This is a genomic window from Citrobacter sp. CK198, from assembly GCF_030333295.1.
In the GTDB taxonomy this organism is placed as follows: domain Bacteria; phylum Pseudomonadota; class Gammaproteobacteria; order Enterobacterales; family Enterobacteriaceae; genus Citrobacter_B; species Citrobacter_B koseri.
Genome location: NZ_JAOWGE010000036.1, coordinates 154,796 through 171,617, shown reverse-complemented (window position 1 = coordinate 171,617; position 16,822 = coordinate 154,796). Strand labels below are relative to the sequence as shown.

Sequence of the window (16,822 nt, the reverse complement as noted above, 5' to 3'; positions counted from 1 at the left end):
TTTATTGTCCTGCTACAGGTTTCAGTTCGATGCGTTTAATATCCCCGACCAGCACGAGGTAACTCAGTACCGCCACCAGCGCATGGACGCCAACGTAAATCAGCGCGCCATTGAACGAGCCGGTCGTGCCGACGATGTAGCCAATCGCAATTGGCGTTACGATGCCGGAAATATTGCCAAACATGTTGAATAAGCCGCCGCTCAAGCCGCTGATTTCTTTCGGCGCGGTGTCCGCCATGACTGCCCAGCCCAGCGCGCCAATGCCTTTACCGAAGAAGGCCAGCGCCATGAAGCCGATAATCATCCATTCGACGTTGACGTAATTACAGAACACCATCACCATCGACAGCAGCATCCCCATCACGATCGGCGTCTTACGGGCGATGTTCAGCGAGCCGGTACGACGCATCAGCCAGTCGGAAATAATGCCGCCCAGCACGCCGCCCACGAAGCCGCAAATAGCCGGGACGGAAGCGACGAACCCCGCTTTCAGAATCGACATGCCACGCGCCTGCACCAGATAAACCGGGAACCAGGTGATAAAGAAATAGGTCAACGCATTAATGCAGTACTGGCCGATATAGACGCCGATCATCATGCGGGAACCCAGCAGCTGTTTGATTTGGCCCCATTTCACGCTAAACGGGACTTTCACCTTCGTATCTTTCTGATCCATATTGATCAGCGCGCCGCCTTCAGCAATGTACTCCAGCTCTTTTTTGTTAACGCCGGGATGCTGGTTTGGTTCATGGATCACTTTCAGCCAGATAAAGCTGATCACGATCCCCAGACCGCCCATAAAGAAGAAGACATGCGACCAACCCACTTCATGGGTCAGCCAGCCCATGATTGGCGCAAAGATAACGGTGGCAAAGTATTGCGCGGAGTTGAAAATCGCCACCGCCGTTCCCCTCTCCTGCGCCGGGAACCAGGCCGCGACGATTCGGCTGTTGCCGGGGAAAGATGGCGCTTCGGCTAACCCGACCAGGAATCGCAGGGTAAACAGCGCCACGATGATGCCAAAACCGCTGAAGATATCCACAAAGCCCTGTAACAGGGTAAACATGGACCAGATAAAGATGGACCAGAAGTAGACACGTTTAGAACCAAAACGGTCGAGCAGCCAACCGCCGGGGATTTGCCCGATCACGTAGGCCCATGAGAAAGCGGAGAACACGTACCCCATGCCTACCGGGTCGAGACCAATATCTTTGGCCATTTCCGATCCGGCAATGGACAATGTGGCGCGGTCGCCATAGTTGAAGGATGTGACGATAAACAGCATCACCACTATCCAGTAGCGGGCATTGGTGCGTTTTTCCGCGCCGCTCACCGCGTGACTTAATGAACTCATTGTTGCACTCCTGAATTTTCGCGTTATCTACGCTCACTCTGAACTGCACAACCGGTAGGGAATCAGAGATGACGTTTCGTGTTTTTTTGCAGCTTTTTATGAGGTCGTTTGCCTTGTGTACTGCATTTTTAATAACTGGCACGAGAAGTATAAAAAGCACACCTCGCACTCTCACCGTGCAACAACACAGTATTTCGGCAGCGTATCACGTATGTTTGTGGCAAAAGCCCAGGGCAATGGAAGCCACTTCACGGAAATGAAAAACGAAGAGGTAAACAGACAGGGTGCGAGAAGCAAAAGAAGAGGAGTGTGAAACGGGTCGCTTGACCCTATGAAAATGCCTCTGAAAACCCTTTCGTATGAAAGGGTTTTAGGGCAAATGCCTGATGGCGCTACGCTTATCAGGCCAACAGACTGCGCATGTAGACCGGACGTCGCCATCCGGCTGGGTTTTGCTCAGGAGAGCAATGTTCCCCAGTTTTCGACCCAGGGGTTGGATTCGCTCTCCGGCTCCGGGTGTTCGCTGGCGTCAATCAACAGCATCTCCCCAACACGCTGCGCGCTTTGCTCCTGCAACAGCGCATCGAACTGTTTGCCGCCATTGCAAAAATTAACGTAGCTGCTGTCGCCCAGCGCAATCACGCCGTAACGCAGATTTGGCTGAAAACCGAGATTGTCCTTTATTCCCTGGAACAGCGGCACAATGCTGTCCGGGAGATCGCCCTGCCCCGTCGTCGATGTCACAACCAGCACAACTTTATCCAGATACGGCTGCCAGTCACTCAGTTGCGGATCTTCAAAGACGGTTGCTTTATGCCCCTGCGCGGTAAGGATCGCCTCGGCCTCTTCGGCAACCAACAGCGAGTTTCCATACATGGTGCCGACAAAAATACCAATTTCCGCCATTAACGTTTTCTCCCTGATTTAAGCCTGATTATTTTCATCCTGCCGGGACAACGCATTAAACTCAACCCTTTCATTCTCAGGGAGAAGTCCGCGCCAGCCAAACTGTGATAACGCCTGCATCCAGACATCGTCCAGACCGGCGCGCAGGATCAGCGGTTCACCGGTAAAGGGGTGGGTAAGCGTCAGTTGACTGGCGTGCAACATTAAGCGCTGGCAACCAAAATGCTCTGCGGCGCTGCGATTCTGACGTAAATCGCCGTGTTTGCTGTCGCCGATAATCGGATGGCGTAAATGCGCGAGATGACGTCTGAGCTGGTGTTTACGGCCCGTTTTCGGCTCCAGTTCCACCAGGCCGTAGCGGGTTGTCGGATAACGCCCGGTCGCCACCGGCATTTCGACCGTCGCCAGCCCCCGGTAATGGGTCACGGCAGGCTGCGGGCCTTTATCTTCGCGGGCAAATTTATCGGCAATCTTATCCAGTTCTTCCACCAGCGGATAATCCAGAACGGCCTCATCCATTAACCAGCCGCGCACAATCGCATGGTAGCGTTTCTGAATCTGATGCTGCTCAAACTGCTGCGCCAGCAGGCGCCCCGCTTCGCTGGAAAGCCCCATCAGCAGGACACCGGAAGTCGGCCTGTCGAGTCGGTGGGCGGTAAAGACGTGCTGACCAATCTGGTCGCGTACGGTTTGCATCACCACGACTTTTTCGTCGCGATCCAACCAGCTGCGGTGAACCAGCCAGCCAGACGGTTTATTCACCGCCACCAGCCATTCATCCTGATAGAGGATTTCCAGCATCAGACGTTATCGCTCGTAAACAGCGCGTCCAGATCCTGCAATGTCGTCAGGATCACCTCGCGTTGAGGATGATCGGCCGTCAGCGCCATTTCATAATACGGCGCGACAGCAAAGGCTTGCGGAAGCGGCTGCGCGTTATCAAGCAACGCGTGCATACGGGGGATCAGCACCCATTGCAGCCATTCAAGCGGTTCCATCGTATCCATACAAAAAGGTTGCGTGCTGGTAAACAGGTGGGCCTGCGGCTCGTCCATCCGCCAGTGATGATGTTCACGCAGCAGGGCTTCCAGCGCGTGGAGTTGCTGGCGCACACGGTCATGAGTCGTCATGAAATTAACCTCAGTGATGAAAAACTGGCGCGAAGAATAGCATCAGTGAAGACGAAATAAAAAAAGGGAGCACTGTAAAAACAGTGCTCCCGGTTCGTTTCGCAGCATTCCGGCTACTTTTGGTGCTCCCTGCTCATCCGTGACAACTTTTCCTGTGGTCTTGCGACCTGCTCATCCTGAACAATTTGCATCCTGCTCACATCACCCCGATGCGAATCGACTTCATCCTGAAGTATCCTGGCCATCCTGACCCACCGAACATCCTGCCCGGCTCTCGTTCTCCGTCCTGGAGGTGTCCCTTAACGCATCCGGCGTTTTCCACTTTGCTTCATCCTGAAGCCTGTCCTTGTAACACCATCCTGGCGTGTCCTGCTGAAGCGCCATCATCCTGACGTTCGCTTCGTTGTGCGACTCCTTGTCGACAGGTATAGAATCGCCTGTTTCGCCTTGTCTTACAAGACACTTACAGACAATGCCTTAAGGATATTTTCATATGAAAGGCAGGATTGTTAACTCAACTCATTAATATTAAAGGAATTATAGTTAACACCATGGAATAAGTATTCGCTTATTATCTGGCGATCTCTCACAGGGTATGTAAGAGATCTCTCACACGGTGTCTGGCAAAGTGGATTACAGAAGCGGCTTAAGCTGAGTCAGGAATTCCGCAAGAGAGGCGGCCAGAACGGTACGATTGCGCGTTCCCAGCGTCTCTTTGCAAACTTCCCCAGAGAGATTACACACCGAAATGACCTCAAGTTCATTTTCCAGCGTGGCGATAAAAAGCGTAGGCGGTAACTTGAGACGCTTCTGCGTGACCAGATGGCCGATCAGGTTTTCCTGAACGCGTCTGAAGTCATCTGCGCTCCATGTTTGCAGCAGCGTCAGCTTTTCATCCGCGAACTGCGCGTACATATCCCCGGCAAATTGCGTGGTGTAAAAAGCATGGACCGCAGGTTGTATCACAATATCAAATGCGCGTTCAACCGCGTTTACATTCGCCTCGCCTTCAAACGGCTGCGGCTGCCAGTAAACGGCATCGCTGGTCGAAGAGATAATGCACGGGGAAGGCACGCCATACAGCTCTTCGCTGAGCGGCCAGCTGTTGTGTTTCTCATGCCATGCGTCGCAATAACGCGTCGTAAATGCCGTCAGGGCTTGCGATGTCAGTTCGTCCACCGATTTCTCTCTTCATAAAAGCCAGGATACACTTGACGCATAGTGTATCTGGTTTATGACGGTGAAACATGTCTTCTTATGAAAACCATCAGGCGCTTGATGGCCTGACTCTCGGAAAATCAACGGATTACCGGGATAATTATGACGCCAGCCTGCTACAGGGCGTCCCGCGCAGCCTGAATCGCGATCCGCTGGATTTAAAAGCGGACAACCTGCCTTTTCACGGCGCCGATATCTGGACGCTGTATGAACTGTCATGGCTGAACGCGAAAGGCGTGCCGCAGGTCGCCGTTGGTCATGTGGAACTGGACTACACCAGCGTCAATTTGATTGAGTCGAAAAGTTTTAAGCTGTACCTGAACAGCTTTAACCAGACCCGTTTTGACTCCTGGGACGCCGTGCGTCAGACGCTGGAAAACGACCTGCGCGCCTGTGCGCAAGGCGAAGTCAGCGTCGCGCTGTACCGTCTTGATGAGCTGGAAGGGCAGCCTGTCGCCCATTTTCACGGCACCTGCATTGATGACCAGGATATCACCATCGATAACTATCAGTTCAGCACCGACTACCTGGAGAATGCCGCCAGCGGCGAAAAAGTCGTGGAAGAGACACTGGTCAGCCATCTGCTGAAGTCAAACTGCCTGATCACCCACCAGCCGGACTGGGGCTCCATACAAATTTGTTATCGCGGGCGCAAAATTGACCGCGAGAAGCTGCTGCGTTATCTGGTCTCGTTCCGTCATCACAACGAGTTCCACGAGCAGTGCGTAGAGCGCATTTTTAACGACCTTCTGCGTTTCTGCCAGCCGGAAAAACTGAGCGTGTACGCGCGCTATACGCGTCGTGGCGGTCTGGATATCAACCCGTGGCGCAGCAACACCGATTTTGTGCCTGCGACGGGCAGACTGGTGCGTCAGTAATCTTTTTTTCTCAATTTTGCGCGCCTGATTCCGCGCGCAAGGTTGTGAAAGGTCATAAGCCAGCGCTATTGTAATCAACAGGGAATGACGTCTTGCGTCCCATAAGGAGTTTACTTGATTACACATATTAGCCCGCTTGGCTCAATGGACATGTTGTCGCAGCTGGAAGTCGATATGCTTAAACGCACGGCCAGCAGCGACTTGTATCAACTGTTTCGTAACTGTTCGCTTGCCGTACTGAACTCCGGCAGTCTGACTGATAACAGCAAAGAATTGCTGTCTCGTTTTGAAAGTTTCGACATCAACGTGCTGCGTCGTGAACGCGGCGTGAAGCTCGAACTGATTAACCCGCCTGAAGACGCCTTTGTGGACGGACGCATCATCCGCGCCTTGCAGGCTAACCTGTTCGCCGTGTTGCGCGACATCCTGTTCGTCAACGGTCAGATTCACAATGCAGGCCGTTTCCAGCATCTGGATCTCGAAAGCTCGGTGCATATTACCAACCTGGTGTTCTCGATTCTGCGCAACGCCCGGGCGCTGCACGTCGGCGAAGCGCCAAACATGGTCGTCTGCTGGGGCGGTCACTCCATTAACGAAAACGAATATCTCTATGCCCGCCGCGTCGGCACCCAGCTGGGTCTGCGTGAGCTGAACATTTGCACCGGCTGCGGGCCAGGGGCAATGGAAGCGCCAATGAAAGGCGCAGCGGTAGGCCACGCGCAGCAGCGTTACAAAGACAGCCGCTTTATCGGTATGACGGAACCTTCCATCATCGCGGCAGAACCGCCTAACCCGCTGGTCAATGAGTTGATCATCATGCCGGATATCGAAAAACGCCTCGAAGCCTTCGTGCGTATCGCCCACGGCATCATCATCTTCCCGGGCGGCGTCGGTACGGCGGAAGAACTTCTCTATCTGCTGGGGATCCTGATGAACCCGGCGAATAAAGATCAGGTGCTGCCGCTGATCCTCACCGGGCCGAAAGAGAGTGCGGATTACTTCCGCGTGCTGGACGAATTTATCGTGCATACGCTGGGAGAAGACGCCCGCCGTTACTACCGCGTCATCATTGATGACGCCACGGAAGTGGCGCGGCTGATGAAAAAAGCGATGCCGCTGGTGAAAGAGAATCGCCGCGACACTGGCGACGCTTACAGCTTCAACTGGTCGATTCGCATCGCGCCGGACCTGCAAATTCCGTTCGAACCGTCGCATGAGAATATGGCGAATCTGCAACTTTACCCCGATCAACCGGTTGAAATTCTGGCGGCGGATCTGCGGCGCGCCTTCTCCGGCATCGTTGCGGGTAACGTCAAGGAGGTTGGCATCCGTGCGATTGAGGAGTTCGGGCCTTATAAAATCCACGGCGACCGCGAGATGATGCGTCGCATGGACGACCTGCTCCAGGGCTTTGTCGCGCAGCATCGTATGAAACTGCCCGGCTCGGCTTACATTCCCTGCTACGAAATCTGCGCATAACGCGCAGCGCCCGGTGGAGCACATCCGCCGGGTCAGACGATCGTCCGCTTTCTCAGACCGGGTCTGGTGTTTTCACCGCCCGGTTTTTTCATTGATACCAGTCACATAGTGAAGCTAAGTTTATAAATGCCGCTTATATTTCAAAATAAAAGCATTAACGCGCAAACGTTTACCTTACAATGCCAATAGTAATTTATCAGCCGTAATTCTTATTAGTCGCGACAATCCTCCAAAAACATTGTTTTTTATAGCCAAACCTCCGTATATTGCGCCCCAATCTTTTAGGGCATATGTCGTTAATGGTAGCCTTCGCGCCCGTAAATTCGCTTTGACGTTTTTTTAACAGATTAATGGTCCAAATTTATCCACATAACAGGTGGATTATTGCATTTGGGATCGCGATCACTGATACATTCATAAGTTAAATGTATCTTTCCGCCCGCAAATTATTACGGCGAAAAATTATATAAAAATCGTCATTAAACGAATTTCATTTTACGGTCAGGTCTTTTTTCATTGGATTAGACCACAAACCTGACTTTTAGCTTCCTCCAGGAGAAACAGATGGAAACCACTCAAACCAGCACTATTGCTTCGATTGATTCTCGAAGCGGATGGCGCAAGACGGACACCATGTGGATGCTGGGCCTTTACGGCACGGCAATCGGCGCGGGCGTACTGTTCCTGCCAATTAACGCAGGCGTCGGCGGTATGATCCCGCTGATCATCATGGCGATTATCGCTTTCCCGATGACCTTCTTCGCACACCGTGGCCTGACTCGCTTCGTGCTGTCCGGTAAAAACCCTGGCGAAGACATCACTGAAGTGGTTGAAGAGCACTTCGGTATTGGCGCGGGTAAACTGATCACCCTGCTCTACTTCTTCGCGATTTACCCGATTCTGCTGGTTTACAGTGTGGCGATTACCAACACCGTGGAAAGCTTCATGACCCACCAGTTGGCCATCACCCCGCCGCCGCGCGCGATTCTGTCTCTGATCCTGATTGTCGGCATGATGACCATCGTGCGCTTCGGTGAGCAGATGATCGTTAAAGCGATGAGTATTCTGGTATTCCCGTTTGTTGCGGCCCTGATGCTGCTGGCCCTGTACCTGATCCCTCAGTGGAGCGGCGCAGCGCTGGAAACGCTCTCCTTTGATTCCGCTGCCTCTACCGGCAATGGTCTGTGGATGACGCTGTGGCTGGCAATTCCGGTAATGGTGTTCTCTTTCAACCACTCTCCAATCATCTCCTCCTTCGCGGTCGCGAAGCGTGAAGAGTACGGCGATGCGGCTGAGAAGAAATGCTCTAAGATCCTGGCATTCGCTCACATCATGATGGTGCTGACCGTTATGTTCTTCGTCTTCAGTTGCGTACTGAGCCTGACGCCAGCAGACCTGGCGGCAGCGAAAGAGCAGAACATCTCTATTCTGTCTTACCTGGCGAACCACTTTAACGCGCCAGTTATCGCCTGGATGGCACCGATCATCGCGATTATCGCCATCACGAAATCCTTCCTCGGCCACTACCTGGGCGCTCGTGAAGGTTTCAACGGAATGGTTATCAAGTCTCTGCGCGGCAAAGGCAAATCCATCGAAATCAACAAACTGAACAAAATCACTGCGCTGTTCATGCTGGTTACGACCTGGATTGTCGCCACGCTGAACCCAAGCATCCTGGGAATGATTGAAACCCTGGGCGGCCCAATCATCGCGATGATTCTGTTCCTGATGCCGATGTATGCCATCCAGAAAGTCCCGGCAATGCGTAAGTACAGCGGCCACATCAGCAACGTATTCGTTGTTGTTATGGGTCTGATCGCTATCTCCGCTATTTTCTACTCCCTGTTCAGCTAAGTTTTATAGCGCCGCTTTCGGGCGGCGCTTCCTCCCTGAGATTTAAGCAATGGATGCCCTATGATTAGCGTATTCGATATTTTCAAAATCGGCATTGGCCCTTCCAGCTCTCACACCGTCGGGCCAATGAAAGCAGGCAAACAATTCACGGATGATCTGATTGCCCGCAATATCCTGACCGATGTCACCCGCGTCGTGGTGGATGTCTATGGTTCACTGTCGCTGACCGGTAAAGGTCACCACACTGACATTGCCATTATTATGGGTCTGGCGGGAAATCTGCCAGATACCGTCGACATCGACGCCATTCCGTTCTTTATTCAGGACGTGAATACCCACGGACGTTTACTGCTGGCGAATGGTCAGCATGAAGTGGAGTTTCCGGTCGATAAGTGCATGAATTTCCATGCCGACAACCTGTCTCTGCATGAGAACGGGATGCGTATTAGCGCGCTGGCGGGCGATAAGGTCCTCTACAGCCAAACTTACTACTCCATTGGCGGTGGTTTCATCGTTGATGAAGAACATTTCGGTTTGTCGAACAGTGCGCCGGTCAACGTGCCGTATCCGTACAAATCCGCAGCCGATCTGCAAAAACACTGCCAGGAAACCGGTCTGTCGCTTTCCGGCCTGATGATGCAAAACGAGCTGGCGCTACACAGCAAAGAAGAGCTGGAACAGCACTTTGCCAACGTCTGGGAAGTGATGCGTGGCGGTATTGAACGCGGCATCACGACGGAAGGCGTACTGCCGGGGAAACTGCGCGTTCCACGTCGTGCCGCGGCGCTGCGTCGTATGCTGGTCAGCCAGGATAAAACCACGACCGACCCGATGGCGGTTGTCGACTGGATCAACATGTTCGCGCTGGCGGTCAACGAAGAGAACGCGGCGGGCGGGCGTGTCGTGACTGCGCCAACCAACGGCGCATGCGGCATCGTTCCGGCGGTACTGGCGTACTACGACAAGTTTATCCGCGAAGTTAACGCCAACTCACTGGCTCGCTACATGCTGGTGGCCAGCGCGATCGGCTCTCTGTACAAGATGAACGCCTCCATTTCCGGTGCGGAAGTGGGCTGTCAGGGTGAGGTCGGCGTGGCCTGCTCTATGGCGGCGGCGGGTCTGGCAGAGCTGCTGGGCGGCAGTCCGACGCAAGTGTGCATCGCTGCGGAAATCGGCATGGAGCACAACCTGGGTCTGACCTGCGACCCGGTTGCGGGCCAGGTACAGGTACCGTGCATTGAGCGTAACGCGATTGCCTCCGTGAAAGCGGTCAACGCCGCGCGTATGGCGCTGCGTCGTACCAGCGAGCCGCGCGTGTGCCTTGATAAAGTTATTGAGACCATGTACGAAACCGGTAAAGACATGAACGCCAAGTACCGTGAAACCTCCCGCGGCGGCCTGGCGATGAAGATTGTCGCCTGCGATTAAGTCCTACCACGTTTCAGGATCTGTAGGCCGGATAAGGCGCTCGCCGCCATCCGGCATTTATTGCCTGATGGCGCTTCGCTTATCAGGCCTACGGATCGCGCTATTTCGCAACACTCGCCTCCTGTCGCCCTGGATGTTACCCTGTCCCCAAATTTGTCAGGGAGAACACCGTGGCCGTCCATCTGCTTATCGTCGATGCACTGAATTTAATTCGCCGTATTCATGCGGTTCAAGGCTCGCCCTGCGCGGAGACCTGCCTGCATGCGCTTGAGCAGTTGATTGTACACAGTCAGCCGACGCACGCCGTCGCCGTATTTGACGATGACGCGCGCAACAGCGGCTGGCGTCATCAGCGTCTCCCGGACTACAAAGCCGGTCGTCCTCCCATGCCTGACGAGTTGCACAATGAGATGCCCGCAATACGCGCCGCCTTCGAACAGCGCGGCGTGCAATGCTGGGTTTCCAGCGGCAATGAGGCGGATGATTTAGCCGCCACGCTGGCGGTCAAGGTCACACAGGCCGGGCATCAGGCCACTATCGTTTCTACCGACAAAGGCTACTGTCAGTTGCTCTCCCCGACGCTGCGTATCCGCGATTATTTCCAGAAACGCTGGCTGGATGCGCCATTCATTGAGAAAGAGTTCGGCGTCCTTCCCCAACAGTTGCCGGACTACTGGGGGCTGGCGGGGATCAGCAGTTCAAAAGTCCCCGGCGTGGCGGGTATCGGCCCCAAAAGCGCGACTCAATTGTTGGTTCAGTTTCAGACTCTGGAAGGGATTTATGCGCACCTCGACGAGGTGGCGGAAAAGTGGCGCAAGAAGCTTGAAGCGCATAAAGAGATGGCATTTTTGTGCCGCGATATCGCGCGCCTGCAAACGGATCTCCATATCGACGGGAACTTGCAGCAGCTACGGCTGACGCGGTAGCTGTGTTGCCGGATGGCGCTACGCTTATCCGACCTACATTTCGTGCAATCCTGTAGGCCGGATAAGGCCATCCGGCAAAATTACCAGGCGGTATGATACAACTCGACGATATCGGCAATACTCGCTTCACGCGGATTACCACCGGTGCAAACATCGTCAAATGCCGCCTGCGCCAGCGCCGGAATATCCTCTTTACGCACGCCGACATCGCGTAAATGCAACGGAATACCGACGTCCCGGTTGAGGGTAAATACCGCTTCCACGGCGGCATTACGCGCCTCGCTCAAACTTATCCCTTCGACCTTCTCGCCCATCGCACGCGCGATATCACGGAACTTCTCACCGGTATATTCCGCGTTGTAGCGCATGATATGCGGCAGAAGAATCGCATTAGCAACGCCGTGCGGAGTGTTATAAAACGCGCCCAGCGGATGCGCCATCCCGTGCACCAGCCCAAGCCCCACGTTGGAAAAGCCCATCCCGGCAACGTACTGCCCCAGCGCCATCGCTTCGCCCGCTTCACGCTCGCCCACAACCGAACCACGCAATGCTCCGGCGATGATCTCAATGGCCTTAATATGCAGCGCATCCGTCAACGCCCACGCGGCACGGGTGATGTATCCTTCGATCGCGTGGGTTAACGCATCCACCCCGGTTGCCGCCTTCAGCGCGGGCGGCATGCCGTCCATCATGTCGGCATCAATAAACGCAACCTGCGGGATATCATGCGGATCGACACAAACAAATTTACGCCGCTTTTCTTCATCGGTGATCACATAGTTAATGGTCACTTCCGCTGCGGTTCCCGCAGTGGTCGGGATCGCCATCACCGGCACGCTCGGATAACGGGTCGGCGACAGACCTTCCAGACTGCGCACGTCAGCAAACTCAGGGTTATTGCTGATAATACCGATCGCCTTACAGGTATCCTGCGGGGAGCCGCCGCCGATGGCAATCAGGTAGTCTGCCCCGCTTTGTTGAAATACGTTCAGCCCCTCTTTCACCACGCCGATGGTTGGATTTGGGATCACGCCATCGTAGATCGCCCATGCCAGCCCTGCGGCATCCATCTTATCCGTGACGTTTCTGACCACACCGCACTGCACCAGCGTTTTGTCACTGACAATTAGCGCCTTGCGATAGCCCCGGCGTTGAACCTCATCGGTTAACGCCGCCACCGCCCCCCGGCCAAACCATGCCGTTTCGTTCAGGATCATTCTGTTCGCCATAGCCCGTCTCCTTCGCTGTGCGAAATTACTCTTCGATACGTAATCCGTAGGTTTTGAATTTTTCCAGCACAATGGCGATAGCCTCATCATCCAGTACAGGCACCGGATCGGTAATCGCCAGCGTACTGAGGTACAGCTGCGCCAGCACTTCCACTTCATGCGCCAGCCACAGCGCTTTTTCCAGGTTCTCTTCGCAGGCGATCAACCCATGATGCTGTAGCAGGGTCGCTTTGCGATTTTTGAGCGCAACGGCAACGTATTCAGAAAGTTCACGCGTGCCGAACGTGGCGTAAGGCGCACACGGAATGGAGTTCCCCCCCGCCGCCGCAATCATGTAATGAATGGCTGGAATAGGACGATTGAGGATCGACACCGCCGTGCAGTGAACGGCATGGTTATGGACGACAGCATTAGCATCCGGGCGCGTCTGGTAGGCCGCCATATGAAAACGCCACTCGCTGGAAGGCAATTTTCCCTGCTCATGCTGACCCTCTGCATCAATAAAGACGATATGTGATTCGGTGAGTTTGTCATACGGAATGCCCGTTGGCGTGATCAGCATCCCGCCCTGATAACGCACGCTCACATTGCCTGCGGTCCCCTGGTTCAACCCCAGCCGGGTCATCTCCAGGCAGGTGTCGATAATCTGGCGGGCCAGTGTGTTTCGTTCCATTAGTTACCTCTCTCAGTCATTCAAAACGCGACAACAGAACAGCACGTTGCTCTGCTGAATTAATTGAACATTTGGTAACCATCATCATATTGAATAGCGATAAAGGAATTTACATGACTTTATTTTGTGATACGCATCAATTAATCACGTCAGTTAAATACCGTTTTCGCCGGATTCACTCTCGCCAAAATGACCGCTCTTAATATTATTTATCCAAACGGGCATTTTCATAATATTTGTAACAAATGCCCGTTTTCGCAGTAATAAATTAAATCGGTCATCAACGCTGTGGGTTTTTAATTTTATTCACTCAAACGGGCATCATTTTTCAGAAATTAAAGTGATGATAATCACATAAAGCCACCCTCCAGGTGCTAAATGTGACCACCATCATATTAAACAGCGTTTTTTATTTGAAAATGAATTCATGAGTTCACCATCAACAGCCAATTTTCTCTGGCAGATAACAGGAACTCGCCTGGTTTGTCGATCTGGTGAGAAACACCGGTCGTACTTCTAAAATGTTGAACACGCTTCTGAGCCAATGAGGATGCTATGGGAAACACAACAATACAGACGCAGAGTTTTCGTGCGGTGGATACAGGGCAAAGCAAACGCTATATCATTCCGTTCGCTTTACTCTGCTCACTGTTTTTCCTTTGGGCGGTTGCCAATAACCTGAATGACATTTTATTACCACAATTTCAGCAAGCCTTTACGTTAACTAATTTTCAGGCAGGTTTGATTCAGTCTGCTTTTTATTTCGGCTATTTTGTTATTCCCATCCCCGCGGGTATTTTGATGAAAAAGCTGAGTTATAAAGCGGGGATAATTACCGGACTATTCTTATATGCTTTTGGCGCAGCATTATTCTGGCCGGCTGCTGAAGTGATGAATTACACCTTGTTTTTGATTGGTCTTTTTATTATTGCCGCAGGACTTGGTTGTCTTGAAACCGCCGCGAACCCTTTTGTTACGGTATTAGGGCCAGAAAGCGGTGGCCATTTCCGTCTCAATCTGGCGCAAACATTTAACTCTTTCGGCGCTATTATCGCCGTGGTGTTCGGGCAAAGTCTTATTTTGTCTAACGTCCCACATCAATCTCAGGACGTGCTCGATAAAATGACGCCTGAGCAATTGAGTACGTATAAACACAGCCTGGTTTTGTCGGTACAGACGCCTTATATGATCATCGTGGCTATCGTTTTACTGGTTGCCCTGCTGATCATGCTGACCAAATTCCCGGCGCTACAGAGCGACGATCACAGTGACGCCCAACAAAGTTCATTCACCGCTTCGCTTGCCCGCCTGGTGCGTATTCGCCACTGGCGCTGGGCGGTGCTGGCGCAGTTCTGCTACGTTGGCGCGCAAACCGCCTGCTGGAGCTACCTGATCCGTTACGCTATCGAAGAGATCCCCGGCATGACGCCTGGCTTTGCCGCCAACTACCTGACCGGCACGATGGTGTGCTTCTTTATTGGCCGCTTCTCCGGCACCTGGCTTATCAGCCGCTTTGCGCCGCATAAAGTGCTGGCGGCCTATGCCCTGCTCTCCATGATCCTGTGTCTGGTTTCAGCCTTTAGCGGCGGCCATATCGGTCTGTTGGCCCTGACGCTGTGCAGCGCATTTATGTCGATTCAGTACCCCACTATCTTCTCGCTGGGTATTAAAAATCTGGGACAGGACACCAAATACGGCTCGTCGTTCATCGTCATGACCATCATTGGCGGCGGCATCGTCACGCCGGTCATGGGTTTTGTCAGCGATGCGGCGGGCAACATCCCAACGGCTGAGCTGGTCCCGGCGCTCTGCTTTGCCGTCATCTTCATCTTTGCCCGTTTCCGTTCACAAGCGGCAACTAACTGAACATTTTTCCGAATAACGTGAGGAACCTGTAATGAAAAAAATCAGCTTACCGAAAATTGGCATTCGCCCGGTTATTGATGGACGTCGCATGGGGGTACGCGAGTCGCTGGAAGAACAGACCATGAATATGGCGAAAGCCACCGCTGCGCTTATCACCGAAAAACTCCGCCATGCCTGCGGCGCGCAGATTGAGTGCGTGATTGCGGATACCTGCATTGCCGGAATGGCGGAATCCGCCGCCTGTGAAGAGAAATTCAGCAGCCAGAATGTTGGCGTAACCATTACCGTGACACCGTGCTGGTGCTACGGCAGCGAAACCATCGATATGGACCCAATGCGCCCGAAAGCCATCTGGGGCTTCAACGGTACGGAACGTCCCGGCGCCGTTTATCTGGCAGCCGCGTTGGCCGCGCACAGCCAGAAAGGCATTCCGGCATTCTCTATTTATGGTCATGACGTACAGGATGCCGACGACACCTCGATCCCTGCCGACGTTGAAGAAAAACTGCTGCGCTTTGCGCGCGCTGGTCTGGCGGTCGCCAGCATGAAAGGCAGAAGCTACCTCTCTGTGGGTGGTGTCTCAATGGGGATTGCCGGTTCCATCGTCGATCACAACTTCTTTGAGTCCTGGCTGGGGATGAAAGTGCAGGCGGTGGACATGACCGAGCTGCGCCGTCGCATCGACCAGAAAATCTATGACGAAGCCGAGCTGGAGATGGCGCTGGCGTGGGCGGATAAAAACTTCCGCTATGGCGAGGATCAGAACGCGCAGCAGTACAAACGTAATGAAGAACAAAGCCGCGCGGTGCTGAAAGAGAGCCTGCTGATGGCGATGTGCATTCGCGACATGATGCAGGGCAACAACAAGCTGGCGGAAAAAGGGCTGGTCGAAGAGTCGCTGGGATATAACGCCATTGCGGCAGGCTTCCAGGGCCAGCGCCACTGGACCGATCAATACCCGAACGGCGACACCGCCGAAGCGCTGCTGAACAGCTCCTTTGACTGGAACGGCGTGCGCGAACCGTTTGTCGTCGCTACCGAAAACGACAGCCTCAACGGCGTAGCGATGCTGCTGGGCCACCAACTCACCGGAACCGCGCAGGTCTTTGCCGACGTGCGAACCTACTGGTCGCCGGAAGCGGTAGAGCGCGTCACAGGCCAGCCGCTCACCGGCCTTGCGGAGCACGGCATCATTCACCTGATCAACTCCGGCTCTGCGGCGCTGGACGGCTCCTGCAAGCAGCGCGATAGCGAAGGCAAACCGACCATGAAGCCGCACTGGGAAATCAGCCAACAGGAAGCGGACGCCTGCCTGGCCGCCACCGAATGGTGCCCGGCGATCCACGAATACTTCCGTGGCGGCGGCTACTCCTCTCGCTTCCTGACCGAAGGCGGCGTGCCGTTCACCATGACCCGCGTGAACATCATCAAGGGTCTGGGGCCGGTACTGCAAATCGCTGAAGGCTGGAGCGTGGAACTGCCGAAAGAGATGCACGATCAGCTCGACGCCCGCACCAACTCGACCTGGCCGACCACCTGGTTTGCGCCTCGTCTTACCGGTAAAGGCCCGTTCACCGACGTTTACTCGGTGATGGCGAACTGGGGCGCTAACCACGGCGTACTGACCATCGGCCACGTCGGCGCTGACTTCATCACGCTCGCCGCCATGCTGCGTATTCCGGTCTGCATGCACAACGTGGACGATGCGAAAATCTACCGTCCTTCCGCCTGGGCTGCGCACGGTATGGATATTGAAGGCCAGGATTATCGCGCCTGCCAGAACTACGGGCCGCTGTACAAACGTTAATGCGTCACTTCTTTGCCCGGTGGCGTAAGCTTACCGGGCCTACAATTTCGCATTTTGTAGGCCGGATCAGCGCA

The 16,822-nt window shown here is 54.0% G+C and carries 14 protein-coding genes; 7 read left to right on the top strand and 7 right to left on the bottom strand.

Translation table 11 applies throughout. From position 1 onward, the window contains the following. Position 1: 1 nt before the first annotated feature. From gudP to syd, 5 genes are all read right to left on the bottom strand, one after another. Complete coding sequence (gene gudP, locus OGY62_RS21795) at positions 2–1,354, bottom strand: galactarate/glucarate/glycerate transporter GudP (protein ID WP_012134898.1); 1,353 nt, start codon at positions 1,352–1,354, stop codon at positions 2–4. Between the two features lie 456 nt (positions 1,355–1,810). Beyond that, on the bottom strand, positions 1,811–2,260 hold the full coding sequence (locus tag OGY62_RS21790; protein WP_012134900.1) for a flavodoxin: 450 nt from the start codon (positions 2,258–2,260) through the stop codon (positions 1,811–1,813). 18 nt (positions 2,261–2,278) lie between these two features. Next, a complete protein-coding gene (truC, locus tag OGY62_RS21785; protein WP_012134901.1) occupies positions 2,279–3,061 on the bottom strand; it encodes a tRNA pseudouridine(65) synthase TruC in 783 nt (260 codons plus the stop codon). Further along, a complete protein-coding gene (locus OGY62_RS21780) occupies positions 3,061–3,390 on the bottom strand; it encodes a YqcC family protein (protein ID WP_071257913.1) in 330 nt (109 codons plus the stop codon). The genes truC and OGY62_RS21780 overlap by 1 nt, the downstream gene beginning before the upstream one ends. A 633-nt stretch (positions 3,391–4,023) precedes the next feature. Beyond that, positions 4,024–4,569 carry a SecY-interacting protein gene (gene syd, locus OGY62_RS21775; protein WP_047461575.1) on the bottom strand — a complete coding sequence of 182 codons (546 nt, stop codon included), beginning with the start codon at positions 4,567–4,569 and terminating at the stop codon, positions 4,024–4,026. 68 nt (positions 4,570–4,637) lie between these two features. Between syd and queF the strand changes: the two genes are divergently transcribed. From queF to xni, 5 genes are all read left to right on the top strand, one after another. Next, a complete protein-coding gene (gene queF / locus OGY62_RS21770; RefSeq protein ID WP_058668030.1) occupies positions 4,638–5,486 on the top strand; it encodes an NADPH-dependent 7-cyano-7-deazaguanine reductase QueF in 849 nt (282 codons plus the stop codon). A 114-nt stretch (positions 5,487–5,600) separates the two neighbouring features. Then, entirely contained in the window at positions 5,601–6,965 is a 1,365-nt protein-coding gene (gene ppnN / locus OGY62_RS21765) for a nucleotide 5'-monophosphate nucleosidase PpnN (protein WP_024130903.1), read from the top strand. Between the two features lie 564 nt (positions 6,966–7,529). Beyond that, complete coding sequence (gene sdaC / locus OGY62_RS21760) at positions 7,530–8,819, top strand: HAAAP family serine/threonine permease SdaC (protein ID WP_049009488.1); 1,290 nt, start codon at positions 7,530–7,532, stop codon at positions 8,817–8,819. 60 nt (positions 8,820–8,879) lie between these two features. Next, complete coding sequence (sdaB, locus tag OGY62_RS21755; protein ID WP_012134908.1) at positions 8,880–10,247, top strand: L-serine ammonia-lyase II; 1,368 nt, start codon at positions 8,880–8,882, stop codon at positions 10,245–10,247. Positions 10,248–10,417: 170 nt separating this feature from the next. Then, complete coding sequence (gene xni / locus OGY62_RS21750; RefSeq protein WP_058668031.1) at positions 10,418–11,173, top strand: flap endonuclease Xni; 756 nt, start codon at positions 10,418–10,420, stop codon at positions 11,171–11,173. 80 nt (positions 11,174–11,253) lie between these two features. Here the strand turns inward: xni and fucO are convergent, their stop codons facing one another. Next, the gene (gene fucO / locus OGY62_RS21745) at positions 11,254–12,402 is read right to left on the bottom strand and encodes a lactaldehyde reductase (RefSeq protein ID WP_047461569.1); all 1,149 of its coding nucleotides are present in this window, start codon (positions 12,400–12,402) and stop codon (positions 11,254–11,256) included. A gap of 25 nt (positions 12,403–12,427) precedes the next feature. Further along, positions 12,428–13,075, bottom strand: coding sequence for an L-fuculose-phosphate aldolase (gene fucA / locus OGY62_RS21740; protein WP_012134912.1), 648 nt, complete (start codon positions 13,073–13,075; stop codon positions 12,428–12,430). Positions 13,076–13,630: 555 nt separating this feature from the next. On the opposite strand from fucA, the gene fucP reads away from it, so the two are divergent. Beyond that, positions 13,631–14,941 carry an L-fucose:H+ symporter permease gene (fucP, locus tag OGY62_RS21735; RefSeq protein WP_012134914.1) on the top strand — a complete coding sequence of 437 codons (1,311 nt, stop codon included), beginning with the start codon at positions 13,631–13,633 and terminating at the stop codon, positions 14,939–14,941. A gap of 31 nt (positions 14,942–14,972) precedes the next feature. Further along, positions 14,973–16,748: an L-fucose isomerase gene (gene fucI, locus OGY62_RS21730; RefSeq protein ID WP_112001597.1), complete on the top strand. Its 1,776-nt coding sequence runs from the start codon at positions 14,973–14,975 to the stop codon at positions 16,746–16,748. Positions 16,749–16,822 lie beyond the last annotated feature (74 nt).

Coding starts and splice junctions, on each gene's coding strand:
- gudP (WP_012134898.1), bottom strand. CDS start 1,354: ATGAGTTCATTAAGTCACGCGGTGAGCGGCGCGGAAAAACGCACCAAT.
- OGY62_RS21790 (WP_012134900.1), bottom strand. CDS start 2,260: ATGGCGGAAATTGGTATTTTTGTCGGCACCATGTATGGAAACTCGCTG.
- truC (WP_012134901.1), bottom strand. CDS start 3,061: ATGCTGGAAATCCTCTATCAGGATGAATGGCTGGTGGCGGTGAATAAA.
- OGY62_RS21780 (WP_071257913.1), bottom strand. CDS start 3,390: ATGACGACTCATGACCGTGTGCGCCAGCAACTCCACGCGCTGGAAGCC.
- queF (WP_058668030.1), top strand. CDS start 4,638: ATGTCTTCTTATGAAAACCATCAGGCGCTTGATGGCCTGACTCTCGGA.
- sdaC (WP_049009488.1), top strand. CDS start 7,530: ATGGAAACCACTCAAACCAGCACTATTGCTTCGATTGATTCTCGAAGC.
- sdaB (WP_012134908.1), top strand. CDS start 8,880: ATGATTAGCGTATTCGATATTTTCAAAATCGGCATTGGCCCTTCCAGC.
- fucO (WP_047461569.1), bottom strand. CDS start 12,402: ATGGCGAACAGAATGATCCTGAACGAAACGGCATGGTTTGGCCGGGGG.
- fucA (WP_012134912.1), bottom strand. CDS start 13,075: ATGGAACGAAACACACTGGCCCGCCAGATTATCGACACCTGCCTGGAG.
- fucP (WP_012134914.1), top strand. CDS start 13,631: ATGGGAAACACAACAATACAGACGCAGAGTTTTCGTGCGGTGGATACA.
- fucI (WP_112001597.1), top strand. CDS start 14,973: ATGAAAAAAATCAGCTTACCGAAAATTGGCATTCGCCCGGTTATTGAT.